The following is an 18,520-nucleotide window of genomic DNA, read 5'->3' on the forward strand; positions in this document are numbered from 1 at the left end:
CCCATCCCGAACTCGGCCGTGAAATCCCTCAGCGCCAATGGTACTGCGTCTTAAGGCGTGGGAGAGTCGGTCGCCGCCAAGTCTTCCAAGCCCGCTTGATCTTCTCCAAGCCTCCACCACACAAAAAACACCCGCGGGGTGGAGCAGCCCGGTAGCTCGTCAGGCTCATAACCTGAAGGTCGCAGGTTCAAATCCTGCCCCCGCAACCATCTCTACCGAACAATCCAACACATCACCCGCCCCGGCATCCGCCTGGGCGGGTTTTTGCGTTGTGCCAAAAGCACTTGCCAGAGCAAGCAGCTGCACGATGGCCCCCTCCAGTGTCACCCGGTGGCCCTGGGCGGCGTCGTGGGAAATCACCACCCGCTCGATCAGGCCGCGCAACTGCTGGCGCGCCGTCGAGCAGCCCAGGTGGCCTGGCACTGATTACCGAGAAGCCACCCCGCAGGCACCCCAGCGCACCAGGCCGGAAAACAGATAGCGGAGTCGTCGACGCTCGCAGAACGCAGCTGTGTTGCCAGAGTCCCGGCGCCGGGCGCCCAGGCCATTGCGACGATGCACTGCCTGATACAGGGCATCCTCGACAGTGCGGAGGTGGGGCACGTCCTGACGGAGCCCGGCAACGGCGTTCCCAACACCGTCCACCTTCTACTTTGCTTTGGTCGCACAGCGCCCTCATGGGTTGAGTCGACTCGCTTGGGGGATTAGCCTGAGCGGGTGTGTTGCAGGGGCGGGGTCTGGGAGGCCATGGGCGCGCTGGGGGAGATCAGGCAGGGAGCCCTGTTGGGGGTGGTGGTTCCCGACCAGGGCGTTGAGGTCGTCTCGCTGGAGTGAATCGGCGCATCCGTTGAGCGGGTTCGCAAGACCCGCTCACGACGCTCCCGGGAGCCGAGGCCACCCTGAAACTGGAAATCGACGGCGACGTCGCCAGCGGCCTCGACCGCGGCAAGGCGCGCACTTTGCTGGAGAATGCGAGCACGCTGGGGTTTGTGGATCGGAAGGTGGATTGAGGAAGGGGCTGTCGAGGGGGGGACGTGCGCCGACAATAGCGGTGGTTGCAACGTGAGCCATGCCAATTCGAAAACCGTATCCTGCTGATGACGTACCAAAACCGGGTCGACCCCTTTGGCAAGTTTCATGCCGTCGCTGCCCGCGGAGAGCTGATGGGCAATCGGGGCATCCTGCACGATAGCGAGCAGCGCGTGCAGCAGACCCACGCCCATCAGAACTGGATCGCCTGTGCCCTGACGTTCCGCGGGCGGAAGCGGACGATCATGGGCCCAGGGACTTACACCGAGCTGTTCTTCCTCGATGAGGCGACGGCCTATGCGGCGGGCCACCGCCCCTGTGCCGAGTGCCGACGCCAGGACTACAAGGCCTTCGCCCAGCACTGGCGCCAGGTCCACGGGGAACCCGAGCCCGGGCGCGCGCTGTCGCAGACAATCGACCGAACGCTTCACGCTCATCGCATTGCGCGCAACAGGCCAAAGATCACCTTCCAGGCGGCGGCCGAAGAGCTGCCCGACGGCACGATGCTTGCCGTAGGGGATCAGGCTGTTCTGGTCTGGAAAGCCCGGCAGTTCGACTGGGACTTCACCGGCATCAGCAAGCGGGGCGGACGGCGCGACGGGCAACTCGCCCGCGTGTCCGGCAAGTCGCCGCTCGGCGAGACCCTGCGCTATGCGGTCAACCACTGGGACGGCCTCTGCGTCTTCCTCGACGACGGTCGTGTCGAGATGGGCACCAACGCCGTCGAGCGTTGCATCAGGCCGCTTACCAATTACACGCAAGAATACACTATTCGCCGGCTCCGACGGCGGCGGCGAACACTGGGCCATCGTGGCGTCGCTCATTGAGACGGCGAAGCTGAACGACGTCGAGCCCTTCACGTACCTGAAGGATGTCCTCGAAACGATCGTGGCCGGCTTTCCCGAAAGCTGCCTCGACGACCTGTTGCCGTGGAACTGGAAAGCAGGATCTCCCGCCGTCAACGGCTGATCATCGTGGGGAAGAGCCACGTTTACTCAAAAGCATCGTAAGGGTCGGGCTTTCGCCACGGAGCGTTCCCGCCCCATGCTCTTGCGCCGGCCTCTACCTAGCCCCATATGACCATCCACGAGGATGGTATGAGGATGGATTTCAGATGGTGAGATACAAGGGAGCATCTCCCGCGAAGGCGGCGGAGAGCGAGAAGATTACGATCAATCTGGGCTTCGTGGACCTCGGACACGTCGACCTGCTGGTGCAGGAAGGATTCTATTCCAACCGCACCGACTTCATCCGCACCGCCATCCGCAACCAGATCGACCGGCATAACGACGTTGTCCGGCAGGCCGTGGCGCGCAACAGCGTCGACCTCGGCCTGCGGCATTACGGCCGGCAGGACCTGGAAGCGGCACGCGACGTCGGGCAGACGCTGGAAATCCGGGTGCTCGGCCTATGCAGCATCGCCCCGGACGTCACGCCCGAGCTTGCCCGCGCCACCATCGCATCCGTTTCCGTCCTTGGCGCCCTCCACGCGAGCCCCGACGTCAAGGCGGCGCTCGCCGACCGCACCACGTAACGGCTTCCGCGGGGATGCCCGCCGGAAGACTGTCCCCCTCAGGAAATAAGAAGGCACTCCGATGACCCAAACCCTGCACAAGGGCATGGCCGAAGCAACGCGCCTGACCCGCGCCGGCAAGCTGTCCGACGCGACCTCGCTCATCCAGCGCCTACTCAACGGCGAGAAGGCGTCCGCGCAGCCTCGCGCCCCTGCAACATCCGTCATCGACGCCGAGTACGTCACCGTGGACGCGCCACAAGCCCGCCCTGATGCGCCGCGTCCGACTGGGAAACGGGCCCGACCCTCTCCGGGCGCCGGCCTGGGAGCGACGCTGCGGCGGCTGGCCGAGGAGGCGCGCCGGAACGGCGGCCCCAACGGGCTCGGCAAGGCGGCGCGCGGGGTGACGGAACCGCTGCCGGATGGCGCGTCGTTTGAGACCTTCACCTACGCCAACGCTGCCGGATCACGAAACTACAAGCTCTACGTTCCCGCCAACCGCCCGGCGAAGCTCCTGCCCCTGATCGTCATGCTTCACGGCTGCACCCAGTCGCCCGACGACTTCGCGGTAGGAACCCGGATGAACGCCCTCGCCGAGGAGCACGGCTGCCTCGTCGCCTATCCGGAGCAGCCGGGGACGGCTAACTCCAACCGCTGCTGGAACTGGTTCAACCCGCAGGATCAGCAGCGTGACGGCGGGGAACCCTCGATCCTCGCCGGCCTCACCCGTCAGATCCTGCGCGACCACCCCGCCGATCCAGGCCGCGTCTACGTCGCCGGCCTGTCGGCCGGCGGCGCGGCGGCGGCCGTGCTGGCGGCCGCCTATCCAGACCTCTTCGCCGCCGCCGGCGTCCACTCCGGGCTGCCGGTCGGAAGCGCGCGCGATATTCCGTCGGCCTTTGCCGCCATGCGGCAGGGCGGCGGACCGAGCGTCCAGACGCCCCTTCGCATCCCGACAATCGTGTTCCACGGCGACGCGGATACGACCGTCAACCCGAGCAACGGCGATGCCGTGGCGGTGCAAGCCAGGATATCGGTCGCCGGCACGCGGGCGACGACGCATCGTGGAGAGACCGCTGGCGGCCACGCCCACAGCCGCGTCGTCCACACCGCTCCGTCGGGCGAGGCGGTGTGCGAGCACTGGACCATCCACGGCGCCGGCCATGCCTGGGCCGGCGGAAGTACGGCGGGGTCCTACACCGACCCCCGCGGCGCCGACGCGAGCCGCGAGATGCTCCGCTTCTTCTTCGAGCATGGCCGGGCACCCCACGCCGCCGGCCCCCGCGACACCGCCTAAGGGACCGAGCGTTCCGCGAGCCGCCGCCGAGGCGGCTCGCGCGTCCTCTCCGGCTCTTTGCCCTGCGCTATTCGCCCGCTCCAGGGCCACTGATGATGGCCCCAAAGTCTCAGATCACGCGCCGCGTCCTTGCCGGGCGCTCGGTGCCAGGACAGCCCCTCGGGAACGAGACCTGCCTCAACATAGCGCCACTTCGAGCGAAAGATGAAGATGTCGCCGCAAAACGGGTCCTGCCGCAAGGCGTCCTGAATGACGGCGGCCACCGTCGTGTCCTTTGCGGAAGTCCACCGGGCGCGTGCAGAGCACGACCCTGACGCCCGCCGGAACCGCGATCACCGCGGCCTCCGCAGCGCCCCGATAACGGCGACCGCCAGGGCGAGGTCGACATCGCCGGACAGCACCGCATGGCCGCCATCGACCACCACGTCGATCCGATCCGGCCGGTGCTCTGGCGCCGGAGCCGCGGCCTCCTGCGGCGCGGGCTCCTCCATGACAACATGCACGAACTCCTGCCCGTCGCGCCGTCCGCCCCGTTTGCTGATGCCGGCCTGGCGCCGCCACGACGTCAGGAGCCCGCGGTTCACACCATACCGCCGCGCCACGTCGGAGATGCAGGCGCCGGGTGCGGCGCTCGCTGCTACGATCTCCGCCTTCTCGTCTGCTGTCCACTGACGCCGCTGTCGCCGTCCCGTGATGACCTCGACCCGCTGGTAAGGCCTGACTTCATCCCTGCCTCTAAACCAGGCATCAAGTCTGCCATCATCCATCGCCTGCGCCCCATCATTGTTGAGCAGCCCTCAACATGAGGCACAGCGCAAACCATAAACAGGTGGGGAAGGAGACCCGCTTACGAACCAACAGCGCAGCGAGCTTTGCCTCGACAATCGGGGGTCTATCCCCGCGCCTGCGGGGGAACCGGAAATTCTCGCCGCTGATTGAGGTGAAGCTGGGGTCTATCCCCGCGCCTGCGGGGGAACCCGGTCACAAGGTCGCCGTCAACGCTCTCGATGGGGTCTATCCCCGCGCCTGCGGGGGAACCGCCCGGGCATAGACCGCGCAGTCCAGCACCTCGGGTCTATCCCCGCGCCTGCGGGGGAACCTGCCTCGTCTGAAGCATTTGCGCATCTTCGGGGGGTCTATCCCCGCGCCTGCGGGGGAACCCCCTGATCCGACATATTACCAATATCGCCGCGGGGTCTATCCCCGCGCCTGCGGGGGAACCGAGCGGGGCACTACTGTGGTGTATGGCTCCACGGGTCTATCCCCGCGCCTGCGGGGGAACCGGCGCGGTACGCCACCGGGAAGAATCCCGGATGGGTCTATCCCCGCGCCTGCGGGGGAACCAAAGGACGGCACGCCTGTCGCACTCACCCTGGGGGTCTATCCCCGCGCCTGCGGGGGAACCTCGCGAGCGTCTGACCCTTGCGCCGCTTGTCGGGGTCTATCCCCGCGCCTGCGGGGGAACCTGTGGGCGCGGATCACGTCTGCTTCGACGGGGGGGTCTATCCCCGCGCCTGCGGGGGAACCCCCTGCAGAAGGCGCGCATCCGTACCGGCATCGGGTCTATCCCCGCGCCTGCGGGGGAACCCAGCAGGCCGACCACTAAATCCACGAGCATCTGGGTCTATCCCCGCGCCTGCGGGGGAACCAATTATGGACCATAGCTAAACATTGGATTCTAGGGTCTATCCCCGCGCCTGCGGGGGAACCCAGTAGGTGGCGCAGGACGCGGCGCGGCTCCAGGGTCTATCCCCGCGCCTGCGGGGGAACCTAATAGGTACATGGCGCAAGGGGAGTAGACTAGGGTCTATCCCCGCGCCTGCGGGGGAACCACTACACCCTTCCTACACGACAAGCAGGCGTCCGGTCTATCCCCGCGCCTGCGGGGGAACCTTGCAAGAGCAGCGCCGCATTGCGGAGGCGCAGGGTCTATCCCCGCGCCTGCGGGGGAACCTATGCCTGCTGCTCATTCGCAATCGACTGGACGGGTCTATCCCCGCGCCTGCGGGGGAACCTCGGCAAGGAACTCGCGGAACTGCGCTTCCGTGGGTCTATCCCCGCGCCTGCGGGGGAACCGTCTTGAGTTCGGCCACGACTTCCCGGTTGTCGGGTCTATCCCCGCGCCTGCGGGGGAACCCCGTCAAAGCCGCGCTCAAGGAAGGCGAAGACGGGTCTATCCCCGCGCCTGCGGGGGAACCCCTCTGCGAAACGCTGTTGCTGGCGCGTAAGTTGGTCTATCCCCGCGCCTGCGGGGGAACCTCTGCTGGTTAACACACTGGAACATATTCACAATGTCAAACATCAACGAAAGACTTAGTCGCGCCGTTGCGATGCCTGGAGCGAGCGCCGAGCCAGAAGCATGGCATCCTGTGCCACGATCTCTTTGGGAGGGTCTCCCAATGTTCGGAGGCCCAGCCCGCCGTTCGATGCGCTGTCCGCCCAGGTCATGACGATACTGCCTTGGCGCAGTTGTCCGTGCCAGTCACTGAGCACAGCCCAGATCCTCTCGCGCACGCCCGCGCTCATCCGCGGATGTGCATAGACGCCCGCTGCCAATTCGAGCATGACGGATCCAAGGAAGCCCCGGTAGCGGGGCTCCACGTCGCGAGTAATCACAGCCACCATCGGCATCAATCGGTGTGTCCCTGTTCCTGGCTCTCTTGGGGGCCAATGAGGGCTTTGATTCTGTCAATCATTGAAGGAATAATGCTCTTCTGCCGAAACACCCGTGCCGCTCGCCGGCGGGTCAGCCGTTCTATCGCTTCTCCCGAGTTGAGAGCTTCCTTGGCGGCTCCAAAGGCAATGTCCAGGGTGACGTCATGGCGATAAAGGTCAGCAATGTCGAGCACGAACGACTGCCCAGAATCCTCGTGCACGAAGCCGAGCTGAGGGATTGCACCCACGCTGGCCACGGCGACAGCAGCTGCTGCCCGCATGGCGCTGGCAGCGTGATTGATGGCCTGATTAGGGACATCGCCAGCGTTCGGGTGGTTTCTATCGTACGCGCGGCCCTTCCAGGGAAGTCCGTGGCGTTCAGCAGCGAGTTGGTAGCTTCTCTTTATACGTGCGCCTTCGCGACCCCGTAGCACCTCGATATCGCGGGTGCGAACGATTTCGCCGAAGCGGATCGCATACATAGCGCGCGCCACTTCCATGCGGGCTTTTGGATCAGCCCACAGGCGGACCTGGTGGCGGGCGATGGCTGAGGTGTCGGGGAGCAGTGGCGGGGCAGTGTAAAAGCGAACCGCCCCTTCGCCGATAGCGGCCAAAGCACAGCCGTGGCGCGCGAGCAAACGCAGCGCATCGTGGGTCACACTGGATCCCGGACCAAGGAGGATGATGGAGATCGATTGATGGGGGACTTGGTAGTCCCCTGCTGCCAATTCACCTCCGCCTGCGGTAACGAACCGCAGACAGCCGTCCTCTACCTCCAACCGGCCCCGGTCGAGCCACACCAAGCCGTGGCGGTCGGCGTGGGGGATGCGCGCTTTTTCAAGCCCCAGCCGACCGAACAGCATCTCACCCTTCCGCTGGCCGCAACAGGAGCATGCCGTAGCCGTAAGACGTATGTCTTCCCAAGCCCTTAATAAGAAGGTGTGAGAAAGTGGCGCAGTCCGTAATGGCTAATTCACCATGCATGATTGCATCAGGTCCTTCGGACCGCTCGCGGCGGTCAACGATTATGCGCCTGTAATGCGCCATGCGGGTGCGCTGAGCAATCAGTTCGGCCGCCGGTTGGAGCCGTTCCTTTAGCCAGTCAATGTAGACCGCTTCCCGGTCGCGAAGGTCGGCACCGTCAGGAGGACCGTCGCGATGGCTGCGCAGGCGTTCGACAAGAAAAGCGTCAACCTCAGCGCCTTTCCGAAACGCAGGTGGAACTTCTGTCCCAAGCTGCCTGTGCCGCTCCTGTTCTCGCGTCTGGCCTTCCAGAGGTTTTATCAGCCGCCGTACCGGGCGGATGCGAACGTCGAAGGCCAACCGTCGCCCGGTTCGCCACGTCGCAGGGAGTTCCTTGGTCGCAAGTCGTGCCGGATTTGCTACGGCCAGCACATCCGGCGTTCCGGTCTCCAGCGCCGTTGCGCGCAGCTGAACCTCGTCCTTCATTGTGTAACCATAGAGCGTCCCTCTACGAGCGCCTCTTGCCACCATGAGGCGGTATGGTTTGATAGTGCCGCTGCCAAACGCCTCCCCGAGGAGATGATGGAGAGCGCGCCCCTCATCCACGGAGAAAGCACGGGTCGCCGCCCACTGACGGAAGCCTCTCAGGTCGATAGGCAGGCTGATCATGGATAAGGTGCTCATGGGGAGACGCTTTCCGGCAGTACGAAGCCCTCCACGACCGTTCGAACGCCCCCATGCAAACCGCTCGGCCAGTTGCGGATGTCTGGTAGGTCGATGACTCGGTGAACCTTGTCACCCTCTTGTGGGCCCTCTTTCCATGGCCAGAGGGCGCGTAGCCTTCTCTGCGGTGTTGCGGATGGTAGTTTCCGCAGGGCCTGATAGGCAGTGGGAGCCTCTACAAAACCGCCAAACAGCCTGTTCGTCGGCAAGCAGGGTTTCCTGCCGATGAACAATGGACGCTTTGGACGGTCGAGCGCGGTGGCCAAACAATCGAGGTCTGGGGCACTTTTCTCCGGTTCAAGCCGGAGCACCAAGCGCACGTCCGCATCCATGTGGAAGGTACGTTTTCGCCTGTGAGGCGCCTTGTAAGTGCCTCCGGAGCCGCCTCTGGCCTCCACTGTGCCCCCGGTTGTCCACCCCTTATCAGCATGGCCAAGCTTTGCGTTCTGCATGTCCGTAAGCAAGCTGTTCGACTCTTCGTCGTCTCTCCTGGCGGCGAAAACAAGACGATCCTGAAGCCTCTGATGATCTTCGCACTGGGTGCGACGCCAACCAAGCGCGTTGGCAAAAAGTCCTGTGATCATGGACGTTGCGGGGAAGTCACGAGTGACGCCCACGTGATCGATGGTCACTCCACCGAAGGCCAGAAGCGGTGCCTGGATACTCAAGACCAGCCAGCGCTTCTCAGGCATGAGGCGCTTCCCGCGCGCGTTCGGCGGCCCAACCGGCGAGCCCGGACAGCGAATGCTGCTCTATGCCGTCGAGCGACCCATTCATGCAAAGGTGAGCGCGCGCTTCCCCGGTGGCGTAGGTGGCATCGAAGGCCTGCAGCTCGGATTTCAAGGCATCCCGGGCCTTGTCGAAGTCATGCGGAATGGCCTTGCGGTAGGCAGTTGCCAGCGAACGCGGTTGTCGGTCTCCTGCCTCGATCAGCATCAGTCCGGCCCGGCCGTAAGGAGCCGTTGATCCCAGATTGGCACCGGGGCTTACTTCGGCGATGAGATGGATGAGGTTATGTACGATGTCTGCGGCAAGTTCTGAGTCCGACGTGCAATTTTGCATCAGGCCGGGCAGGTCGATCACCGCATAGCCGTAGTAGAGCCCCGACGTGAGCTCGGTTTCCTGGATGGTATCGGCGCCACTGTCATCGTCATCTCGCTTGAGATCGTCGACGGCTGTAAAATAATCACCTTCGCTCTCTGACGCATGCACGGTAAATGCGTGCGCGACATGGACCGGTGCGTCGATGTTGGCCGCTGGATCGGATGTCACCATGCGGCCGAACAGGGCAGCAACGAGTCCGCCAGGCAGCGAAGTGCTCTCGCTCATCGCTTTGAAGTTCTTGTCCTTGGCCCATTGCGCGACGGCTTGCTCTGCGGACTTTCTATCCGATGCATCGCGTGCAATCTCCTCCGCACGCTGCGCCAGCCAGTCAAGTTCCCGTTCACTTAGGAGCAACGTCTGGCGGCTCTTTTTTCCTGTGGCACCCTTTTCTCCGTAAACCAGCTTCTGGAATGCCGGCTCCAGCGCATCGACAACCTCTTCTGGATACTTGCCCCTTAGGGGCCCGATCACCTTCTCCGTCACGAGTTCCCGAGAGCGAAACGAGCCCACATAGCCGGCCAGTGTTTGAAGCGCATTAGGGTCGTTCTCTGCCGTTCTCCAGTGCCGCTTCAGGCACTGAGAAGATATTCGAGTCCGGTTCGTGCCGCCGTATATGAGCCGTTTGGCCTGTCCGGTATCGTCTCTGTTCAATAGCGCAGCGGTGTAGGAATGCAGCGTGTGAATCTGCAGGAAGCGTGGCGTGGTCATGCTGCGGAATCCTTTTCGCTTTTGGCTTCATGCTGGTCGAGTCGGCGGTAATAGGTTTGAGCAAGCTGGCGGGCGTGCTGCACGTTGTTGGAAAAGAGAAGGCGGGCGATATCCATGCAGTTTACGCCCCGCCCTGGATCAAGCTTCGCGCTGAGAAGACGAGCCAGGCTCTCCAATGCTGCTCCGCGTTTTTCGGTGGGCAGGGCAAGAAATCGTGCCAAGCGAGCTTCCGAAAGTTCCGCATCACAGAGCGCTTCACCAAGCGGGCGGCTGCGATCATGGAAAGGCAATCGACGGCTCGGCTCTCCCTTTGGGGCGAGTAGGGCAAGAATCTTGACGAAGCGCATGCCCGTTTCGGTGGTTGGTAAGCCGAAACTGACAGCGAGCCTCCAAAAGTCCGCCTCGCCCGGCCCATGGACATCCATGCGGCGCAAGCGTGCAAGCGCTCCGGGATCAAGTTTCAGCATCGCCCCGGTTAGGCGAGGGATTGCTGCGTATAGTTCGGAGGCGGGGCTACGCCTCTCAGAGTCCGGCGGCATCCGCTGCCTCCTTTTCTTCAGGCTGCCTTTCGAACAACTCGGGATAGTGCTTTCTGATTATGCTAGTAAGGGCGCGCCGAGCGCGCGCTTCGGCGCGGTGTCTGAATAGGGACGGGCAGGGCATGGTGGGCAGGAACTGATCGAACACCTGCTGTGTGCGTTGCCACAGGCGTCGCTCAAACTCGCCGCTTTCTGATCTGAGAGCAGCCTGCCCCTGATCTTGGGCATCGAGCCGCCTCCAGAGGTGTTCGAAGAATATCGAATCAGCAAACTGATCCAGCGAGTTTCGAGCGCTTTGAGCGTAGCTGTATAGCTCTTTCTTAATTCCTTCCTTCTCCCCTTTGGCCGCTGCCAGTGCCAGCGAGTAGGAGATCGCCTTGGTGAAGGCGGAGATAGTTGCGGCCTGTGCTCTTGCCAATTCGTGCAGCGCCGCGGGTCTCGCTCCAAGGGTGAGTAGAGCTTTGCCCGAAATTGGTATTCTGCGAGAGCGTAGCCCTCCTGTTTTGGAGTTGCCGCGAGCAATCGCATTTGCCATCAGCGTCATCCGGGAGTTCGGGGTCTCAAAGGACGCAGGCCGAGCCAAAAGTGGCGCTTCCCAGTCGCCGGACAGCAGCAGATTCGTGAGGGTCGCGTAGTGGAAATCTCCGTCTTCACCAAGTGTTAAGCTCCGGCGGTCGGTTTTGTGGACGGGTGCCCAGGGGTCACATAGAACGCCGTTCAGGTGCTTGGCATTGATTCGGGTAGCCTTTGAGGTGCCCCTGACCGCTTGAATACGGCTGGATTTGAATGTGAACCGTATGCGGCGACAGACTTCGATGAACCAAATGTCGAGTTCATCGATTTGCAGCTGCTCACCCTCTCTCCATGGCGCAAGCCATGTCAGCGCAAGCCCGTCGTCTGCATAGTTGAGACTGGTGTCCTCCAGAACCTTCCGACGCGTCTCGAGGAGGACGCTAATTTCCCGTCTCATCCATGCGCCAGGTCGGGGCGACATGACCCTCTGGTTCTCTTGTGGAAGCGGGGCCAAAGTGAGCATTGCGCGAGAAGAGGATCCCCCATTCATGCGCGCAGTACCTTGATTCCCGGCGCCTCCATAACCCTCGCCGGTTTGCAATGATATCAGCGCAAACATCCAGTCTTGCGGGTTCCCTTCTCGTGAAACAGCTTGCTTGAGATCATGATTCTTGGCGGTGATCAGCAGGTCGAGCGAATCAGCCGTTGGAACGTCGTTGGCAAGCTTGAGGCCATTTGGGACCGGCGGCTGCATGAACGCTGGCTTGCTCCAGTCGGAGACCACCAAGCACCAAGGCTCATCGTCGCGATAGGCAGGTGCTAGGCCTCGCAACAGATCCGCCCATGCGGCCTCCGTAAGTGGGATTTCGGACTGTCCGCCACGTTGGAGCGCAAGCGCCCCGAGCTGTACAAGGAACATGTGCCAGAACATGCTCTGATGCGGACGCAGTGCGGGGAAGCTTTCAATCTCGTCCCGGGCGAGCGCTGCCAGTACACCAGGCAGCGTCAGCTTTCCACATGGTGTGGTCTGGATCAGTGGCTCAGTGAGCAGATTGAACGCCAGCCCCATCACGCGTCGCCCGTTTCAGCCCTTCCCTATCGTAAAGAAAGCATCTCTCGGCAACCATAGCAATAAGTGATTCTTCCAGCACACGTATTTCAATTGGCGAGTCCGGCCCGACGCCCATCGACCACTGAGGGGGCAGAGTGAGACTCGTGATGCGCTGGCCGAAGGGACCTGGCACTGCCTCCGGAAGCCGGACGACGGCCCCCTCCGCTCCCAAGCGGGTGCGGATCTTTTCTTCATCGCTGGCAAAAAGCCTGGGATTGCCGGCCTCGTCGATCAAAGGCTCATCTACCGGAACGAGGACGCTATGTGCCGCCTGAGCGTCGGCGATGTCTTTGCCATATACGTTCGACCAGTAGTCCTGCCAGGTCTTGCCCAGTTCCTGATTGAGCGCCTCAAACTGCTCTGGGTGCGTTGCGCTTTCCACCAGTCGGCGATTCATGGAGGGTATCAGCCATTCGGGGCTGGAAAGCACAAGCCGCCGGGTGAGTTCGCAGGCGTGTAGGTTGAGATACACGCCGCCGCCGTCGCGAAACTTGCCCAGTCCGTTCTCCGGCTGGTGGGCGGCCAGTTGATCAAGTCCCTGTTCCGGACTGAGCACTACGCACTGCGGTTGCGCGAACCCAGCAGGTCGCTCCAAGCGGTGCCTGTGAAGGCGGCCAATGCGTTGCAGCAGCACATCAACTGGGCAAAGATCCGTGACAAGCAAATCGGCGTCGATATCGAGCGACTGTTCGAGGGTCTGGGTGCCGATCACGATCATGCCCCTGGGGCTGCGGATTTCCGGCTTCGGTGAAAGGGCTGCCTCCACTTCACCATCGAGAAGCCTGCGATCCTCCGGGGCGAAGCGCGAGTGATGAAGTGCCGGGCCTCCGGCGACCTGCCAGAGCAGGTTTGCGTGTCCCGCGGCAACCACTTCGCGGAACGTCTCTATCGCCGATCTCACCGTGTTGCGAATGACAAGGACCCGAGCGCCACGTTTGGCGGCCGAAACAGCACGCTCACAGGCTTCCTGTGCGCTCCATGACAGTGCCAACGTCATGGACACGCACTTATCGTCTTCGTCCTTCCCTCTAGGTGTACGGGGCGGTGTACTTTTGCCCCACACGACCGGGTAAGGCGCTTCCAACGCCTCCTGAAACGATGGGGGAGTTGCCTTACGGCCCTTCAGCCAACGAGAGCGTGCCGAGGAACCCAAAGTGGCGGACATCAGCATTGCATGGCCGCCGCGGTGGAAGTGGATGCGCAGTAAGTGATCCTGAACGGCTGTCATGTAGGGGTCGGAAGCATGTACCTCGTCGATCACCAAAAGGGATTTCGACAAGGCAGCGCTGCGCAGGTGGGCATGCTTTACCTGCAATGCGGCGAGCATGGCTTGGTCTACAGTCCCCACAGCCACGGTGGCGGCAAGGTGGCGTTTGGCGTTTTCTGCGGCCCAACGTGCAAGGCGGACCCTCTCGTCAGGGTCATCGTCCCACAGCACCTCGAAGCTCGGCATTGCCTTGCCTTCAGCCTGGCCGGCTTTGAAGTAGCTGGGAATGGCCAGAACAGCTTCCGGTGCCTGCTCCCCGAAGAGATGCTTCAGGGCGCGGTCAACACGGCCGTGAATTTGCTTTGCGGCCGCTCTCGTTGGCAGGGCAAAGTACAGGCTGTCGACCTTTCCCGCCTCGAACAGCTGCGCGAAGCGCCACAAGGCTGCCTCGGTTTTTCCGGAACCGGTTTCCGCTTCCAGGATGGTCAGAGGGTCGTCCAGCGACCAATCACCAACGATCTGCTGAGTGCTCTTCGCTGCCCAGCCAGGCGCGAAAGACTCAAAGCTTGTCCGGCCGGCGACGGCTAGACGCCACTTCTCAGTGTTGAGCCCTATGTCTTGCGCTGCACGCTGCGCCTTGTCGCGTGCGGCCGCCATGTAGCCGCGCTCTAGCTGCGGCACGAACTCGAATATGTCGCGATTGGAGCCCAGCCAGTCAGCCAGAGAGACGAGCCCGCAAAAGAGATGCTGGAAGTGGGGGGATGTGGGTAGCGGGTCACCGTCCTCTTCAAATGCGCCCGCAAACCAATCGGGAAGCAGCGCACCGATTTCTACCGATGCGGTAAGAGGATCGTAGTTGGCCGCAGGCACCGCGCGCCAGCCTTTTGCGGCTCTTCCCTGTACCTGGAAGGGGCGGCCGTGGTGGGCAAGGACGGCGAAGAGCAGATTCTGGTCGCACCCCCATGAGATCAGCCGATCCAAGTGAAGATTCTTCGCAATCTCACCGTCGAACGGTGGCTCCATGCCGAAGATGGCAGCGCCTTCCTCGACATGACCGTGCAGTTGTCCTGGTGGCCAAAAGTGACTGGGCCAGCCGCACTTGGCCTGAAAACCAGGATGGAGTTTGCCGCAATCGTGGAGGAAAGCGAGGACAGAAAGTCGGGCCAGATCAACGCTGCTGAGCGACCGCCCAACGACGGTGTTCAGCCGGGCACGAACTATGGGCAGTTCGGCCAGCACCTCGAAACAGGCGGCCACGTCGGCACAATGGTGCGCGAGATGATGGCTGTTGCCGTCAGAGGTCTTTCCCCATGGAGAACAGAGTGCCATAAACCCAACTGTGGATTGCTCATCCACTGGTGGCAACCTGATTCTGAAAACATCGAACGTAAGTCGATAAAGCCGGATGCAATCATCGCTCAAGCGGCCCGTTCTCTGATTTTTTTCTCTCTCTCTCTCTCTCTCTCTCTGGCTCCCTCAAATGTTAAGGGATGTACGGGGGAGGTGTTGGCCTCGCGCTACGGCTCATCTTGCTCGGTTTGTTCGTGCGAGCCGAGATGCCGGGACGGCTCCATTCGGTCATGGAGCAGGCGGACGACCTCGACCAGGCCGGGCTCGTGTGCCCGGTAGAAGATAACATGCACCGGGTCTCGTACGGGTTCGTCGTTGCTCTCGGCGCGGCTATGACGGATGTGTAAGCTCCGTAGTCCGGCGGAGAGTTCGCTGCGGTCGATAGTAGAAAGGCCCTGGGGGTCGGATGCGATCCGACGCAAAGCCGCAGTCACTAGGGCGCGATAGCGCCGCCGCGCCTCGGGCCCATGCAGCGCCTCGCTGGTGCTCAACACCGATGCGATGTCGGCCTTCGCTGGGTCTGATAGCCGATAGCGCGCCACGCTTCACCCGGCGGCCTTCGGGGTGAGGCGGTCGAGCGCATCATCCAGGTCAGCGTCGTCCACTTCCGTGAAAGCTCCCCGGTCGAGTGCGGCGAGCCCGGCCTGGATCTGCGTGCGCAGAAGGTCGAGCTTGAGATCGTCGGTCTGAAGGCGCTGCTGCAAACTGCGCACGGCGTCGCGCATCGCCTCGCTGGCGTTCTGATACCTGCCAGCCTCGACGGCTTCCTGGATGAAGGCGTCTTGTTCGGCGGTAAGGTTTACGTTTCGGGTCGGCATGACGATGTCCTCCAAATTGCCGAGAGAATAGTGCCATTGGCAATCTTTGCCAAGTATTGGCCCGTACATACCGACCGGCTTATCCGCGGCGCAGGTCGAGCCACCCCGCTGCCGAGCAGGCCCCCAACGCCGCACTTCACGCCGCTTCCGGTTGTGCCAAACCATCGGAAACCTTCCGGAAAAACGCCAAGAGAGCGCTCGTTCGCCAAAGGTGGAGATACGCCCCCGCAACCAACTTTACCGAACAACACAACAAACCACCCGCTCCGGCATCCGCCTGAGCGGGTTTTTGCGTTGTGCCAAAAGCACTTGCGAGAGCAAGCAGCTGCACGATGGCCCCCTCCAGTGTCACCCGGTGGCCCTGGGCGGCGTCGTGGGAAATCACCACCCGCTCGATCAGGTCGCGCAACTGCTGGCGCGCCGCCTCGGCGTCGGGCATCCGCAGCTGCCGGGCAAGGTCTGCAACCCGGGCGCGATAGACGGCGGCAAGGTCATCGTCCAGATTCAAGACCGGCTCCTCATCGGACTCCGCCAGCTGCACTTCCAGGGCGGTAAACTCGCTTTCGATGGTGGGTGGATAAGCCTTCTTCCGAGAAGCCGATCCCACCTTGCCTCCGATTATGGGTATAGTACAGGCTAGGCCAGGAGGCCGCTGGGGGCCGCTTGATCTGGAGTAGCCTCATGGGCGCAGCGGTAGCGCTGGCATCTGCCAATTCGGAGCCGAGAGTGGCGACATGACCGAGAAGACCGCAGCTTCGCTCAGCTTCCGTGTGCCGGAGCCGGAGGTCCGCCCCGGCGAGACGCCCGACTTCTCCCATGTCCAGATCCCGAGAGCCGGTTCCGTGCCGCGACCGCCCGTGGATGTGGATCCCAGCGAGATCCGCGACCTGGCCTATTCCATCATCCGCGTGCTCAACCGCCAGGGGGAGGCGGTGGGGCCATGGGCCGGTGGCTTGAACGAAGAGGAGTTGCGCGAGGGCCTGCGCCACATGATGCGGCTGCGCGCCTTTGATGCCCGCATGCTCACGGCCCAGCGGCAGGGCAAGACCTCCTTCTACATGCAGCACATGGGCGAAGAGGCTGTCAGCTGTGCCTTTCGGTGCGCGCTGGAACCGGGAGACATGAACTTTCCGACCTATCGCCAAGCCGGGCTGCTGATCGCCGGGGGCTACCCGATGGTCGAGATGATGAACCAGATCTTCTCGAACGAGGCGGACCCACTCAAGGGACGGCAGCTTCCGGTGCTCTATTCCTCGCGCGAACACGGCTTCTTCTCGGTCTCGGGGAACCTCGCCACTCAGTTCATCCAGGCGGTGGGCTGGGCGATGGCCTCGGCGATCAGCCGCGATACGCGTGTCGCCGTGGGCTGGATCGGCGACGGCTCGACGGCTGAGAGCGACTTTCACGCGGGTCTCGTCTTCGCCTCGACATATCGTGCGCCGGTGGTCCTGAATATCGTCAATAACCAGTGGGCGATCTCGACCTTTCAGGGGATTGCACGCGGCGGTTCCGGGACCTTTGCGGCCCGCGGCCTCGGTTTCGGCATCCCGGCGCTGAGGGTCGACGGCAACGACTACCTGGCGGTGCACGCCGTGGCGAAGTGGGCGGTTGAACGCGCCCGGCGCAATCTGGGGCCAACGTTGGTCGAGCACGTGACCTATCGCGTGGGGGCGCACTCCACCTCGGACGACCCCTCGGCCTATCGGCCCAAGGCGGAATCCGATGCCTGGCCCCTGGGGGATCCGGTCATCCGGCTGAAGAACCACCTCATCACCATCGGGGCCTGGTCCGAAGAACGTCAGAAGCAGGCCGAGGCCGAGATCATGGACGAGGTGATCGGCGCCCAGCGGGAGGCGGAAAGCCGCGGCACGCTGCATTCGGGCGGCCAGCCGTCGGCGCGCGACCTCTTCGAGGGGGTCTATGCCACCATGCCGCCGCATCTGCGGCGCCAGCGCCAGAAGGCGGGGTTCTGACATGGCGCGCATGTCCATGATCGAAGCGATCCGCTCGGCCATGGAGGTGTCGATGGCCGAGGATGAGCGGGTGGTCGTTTTCGGCGAGGACGTGGGCTACTTCGGCGGTGTCTTCCGCTGCACCCAGGGACTGCAGCAGAAGTACGGCGTGGCACGCTGCTTCGATACGCCGATCAATGAGTCGGGCATCGTGGGCGCGGCCATCGGCATGGCCGCTTATGGGCTGAGGCCCTGTGTCGAGATCCAGTTCGTCGACTACATGTATCCGGCCTATGACCAGATCGTCTCGGAGGCGGCGCGCATCCGCTACCGCTCGGCCGGCCAGTTCACCTGCCCGATCGTCATTCGCATGCCCACCGGCGGCGGCATCTTCGGCGGCCAGACCCACAGCCAGAGCCCGGAGGCGCTCTTCACCCACGTCGCGGGGCTGAAGACAGTTGTGCCCTCCAACCCACAGGACGCCAAGGGCCTCCTGATCGCTGCAATCGAGGATCCGGACCCGGTGATCTTCCTCGAGCCGAAACGCCTCTACAACGGCCCCTTCGACGGCCATCACGATCGCCCCGTCACGCCCTGGTCCGCCCATCCGCTGGGCGAGGTTCCCGATGGACATTTCACCGTTCCCCTGGGCGAGGCCGTGGTGCGGCGGCCCGGAAAGGCGGTTACGGTGCTGGCCTACGGCACGATGGTCCATGTGGCGGAGGCCGCGGCCGAGGAGGCGGGTGTGGACGCCGAGGTGATCGACCTGCGCACGCTTCTGCCACTCGACCTGGAGACCGTGGCGACCTCGGTGAAGAAGACCCGGCGCTGCGTCGTCATCCACGAGGCCACGCTGACCTCGGGTTTCGGCGCCGAGCTGGTGGCGCTGGTGCAGGGGGAATGCTTCTGGCACCTGGAGGCGCCGATCGCGCGCGTTGCCGGCTACGACACGCCCTATCCCCATGCGCAGGAATGGGCCTATTTCCCGGGGCCAAGGCGGGTTGCCGAGGCACTGGTTGCGACGATGGAGGCGTGAAT

Annotated in this window: 16 protein-coding genes, 1 tRNA gene, 1 rRNA gene, 1 pseudogene and 1 CRISPR repeat array; of the genes and pseudogenes, 7 read left to right on the top strand and 12 right to left on the bottom strand. The window is 63.4% G+C overall.

Annotated elements, in window-relative coordinates:
- The 5 genes and pseudogenes from rrf to ABZ720_RS15705 all read left to right on the top strand — a co-directional run.
- Positions 1–82 (top strand): 5S ribosomal RNA (gene rrf / locus ABZ720_RS17495); the annotation flags it as partial.
- Between the two features lie 50 nt (positions 83–132).
- Positions 133–209, top strand: a tRNA-Met gene (locus ABZ720_RS15690).
- A 1,422-nt stretch (positions 210–1,631) separates the two neighbouring features.
- Positions 1,632–1,998 (top strand): annotated as a pseudogene (locus tag ABZ720_RS15695) (IS66 family transposase); the annotation flags it as partial.
- Between the two features lie 145 nt (positions 1,999–2,143).
- Positions 2,144–2,563: a ribbon-helix-helix domain-containing protein gene (locus ABZ720_RS15700; protein ID WP_366556471.1), complete on the top strand. Its 420-nt coding sequence runs from the start codon at positions 2,144–2,146 to the stop codon at positions 2,561–2,563.
- 61 nt (positions 2,564–2,624) lie between these two features.
- A complete protein-coding gene (locus tag ABZ720_RS15705; protein ID WP_366556472.1) occupies positions 2,625–3,839 on the top strand; it encodes an extracellular catalytic domain type 1 short-chain-length polyhydroxyalkanoate depolymerase in 1,215 nt (404 codons plus the stop codon).
- 332 nt (positions 3,840–4,171) lie between these two features.
- Here ABZ720_RS15705 and tnpA read toward each other — a convergent pair whose 3' ends face one another.
- The 12 genes from tnpA to ABZ720_RS15765 form a co-directional block, all read right to left on the bottom strand.
- Positions 4,172–4,606: an IS66-like element accessory protein TnpA gene (gene tnpA / locus ABZ720_RS15710; RefSeq protein ID WP_366556473.1), complete on the bottom strand. Its 435-nt coding sequence runs from the start codon at positions 4,604–4,606 to the stop codon at positions 4,172–4,174.
- Positions 4,607–4,727: 121 nt separating this feature from the next.
- A CRISPR array of direct repeats spans positions 4,728–6,098; the repeat unit is 29 nt; unit sequence GGGTCTATCCCCGCGCCTGCGGGGGAACC.
- A gap of 54 nt (positions 6,099–6,152) precedes the next feature.
- Positions 6,153–6,470, bottom strand: coding sequence for a type I-E CRISPR-associated endoribonuclease Cas2e (gene cas2e, locus ABZ720_RS15715; RefSeq protein WP_366556586.1), 318 nt, complete (start codon positions 6,468–6,470; stop codon positions 6,153–6,155).
- Positions 6,470–7,357, bottom strand: a complete 888-nt coding sequence (gene cas1e / locus ABZ720_RS15720) for a type I-E CRISPR-associated endonuclease Cas1e (protein WP_366556474.1) — start codon at positions 7,355–7,357, stop codon at positions 6,470–6,472. Before cas1e ends, cas2e begins: the two co-directional genes overlap by 1 nt.
- Before the next feature lies 1 nt (position 7,358).
- On the bottom strand, positions 7,359–8,141 hold the full coding sequence (locus ABZ720_RS15725) for a type I-E CRISPR-associated protein Cas6/Cse3/CasE (protein WP_366556475.1): 783 nt from the start codon (positions 8,139–8,141) through the stop codon (positions 7,359–7,361).
- Entirely contained in the window at positions 8,138–8,872 is a 735-nt protein-coding gene (gene cas5e / locus ABZ720_RS15730; RefSeq protein ID WP_366556476.1) for a type I-E CRISPR-associated protein Cas5/CasD, read from the bottom strand. Before cas5e ends, ABZ720_RS15725 begins: the two co-directional genes overlap by 4 nt.
- A complete protein-coding gene (gene cas7e / locus ABZ720_RS15735) occupies positions 8,865–9,992 on the bottom strand; it encodes a type I-E CRISPR-associated protein Cas7/Cse4/CasC (RefSeq protein ID WP_366556477.1) in 1,128 nt (375 codons plus the stop codon). The genes cas5e and cas7e overlap by 8 nt, the downstream gene beginning before the upstream one ends.
- Positions 9,989–10,459 carry a hypothetical protein gene (locus tag ABZ720_RS15740; RefSeq protein WP_366556478.1) on the bottom strand — a complete coding sequence of 157 codons (471 nt, stop codon included), beginning with the start codon at positions 10,457–10,459 and terminating at the stop codon, positions 9,989–9,991. The genes cas7e and ABZ720_RS15740 overlap by 4 nt, the downstream gene beginning before the upstream one ends.
- A gap of 55 nt (positions 10,460–10,514) precedes the next feature.
- The gene (locus tag ABZ720_RS15745) at positions 10,515–12,113 is read right to left on the bottom strand and encodes a CRISPR-associated protein Cse1 (protein ID WP_366556479.1); all 1,599 of its coding nucleotides are present in this window, start codon (positions 12,111–12,113) and stop codon (positions 10,515–10,517) included.
- Positions 12,085–14,784 (bottom strand): CRISPR-associated helicase Cas3', encoded by a 2,700-nt coding sequence (cas3, locus tag ABZ720_RS15750; RefSeq protein WP_366556480.1) that lies wholly within the window; start codon positions 14,782–14,784, stop codon positions 12,085–12,087. The genes ABZ720_RS15745 and cas3 overlap by 29 nt, the downstream gene beginning before the upstream one ends.
- Before the next feature lie 95 nt (positions 14,785–14,879).
- Entirely contained in the window at positions 14,880–15,254 is a 375-nt protein-coding gene (locus ABZ720_RS15755) for a type II toxin-antitoxin system RelE/ParE family toxin (RefSeq protein ID WP_366556481.1), read from the bottom strand.
- A 3-nt stretch (positions 15,255–15,257) separates the two neighbouring features.
- On the bottom strand, positions 15,258–15,695 hold the full coding sequence (locus ABZ720_RS15760) for a type II toxin-antitoxin system ParD family antitoxin (RefSeq protein ID WP_366556482.1): 438 nt from the start codon (positions 15,693–15,695) through the stop codon (positions 15,258–15,260).
- Entirely contained in the window at positions 15,667–16,038 is a 372-nt protein-coding gene (locus ABZ720_RS15765; protein WP_366556483.1) for a hypothetical protein, read from the bottom strand. The genes ABZ720_RS15760 and ABZ720_RS15765 overlap by 29 nt, the downstream gene beginning before the upstream one ends.
- Positions 16,039–16,264: 226 nt before the next feature.
- On the opposite strand from ABZ720_RS15765, the gene ABZ720_RS15770 reads away from it, so the two are divergent.
- Together ABZ720_RS15770 and ABZ720_RS15775 are read left to right on the top strand one after the other, a co-directional pair.
- Positions 16,265–17,503: a 3-methyl-2-oxobutanoate dehydrogenase (2-methylpropanoyl-transferring) subunit alpha gene (locus ABZ720_RS15770; protein WP_366556484.1), complete on the top strand. Its 1,239-nt coding sequence runs from the start codon at positions 16,265–16,267 to the stop codon at positions 17,501–17,503.
- Position 17,504: 1 nt separating this feature from the next.
- A complete protein-coding gene (locus ABZ720_RS15775) occupies positions 17,505–18,518 on the top strand; it encodes an alpha-ketoacid dehydrogenase subunit beta (protein ID WP_366556485.1) in 1,014 nt (337 codons plus the stop codon).
- The last annotated feature ends 2 nt before the right edge of the window (positions 18,519–18,520 follow it).

It is taken from the genome of Aquibaculum sediminis (assembly GCF_040712085.1).
In the GTDB taxonomy this organism is placed as follows: Bacteria; Pseudomonadota; Alphaproteobacteria; order Kiloniellales; family DSM-21159; genus Aquibaculum; species Aquibaculum sediminis.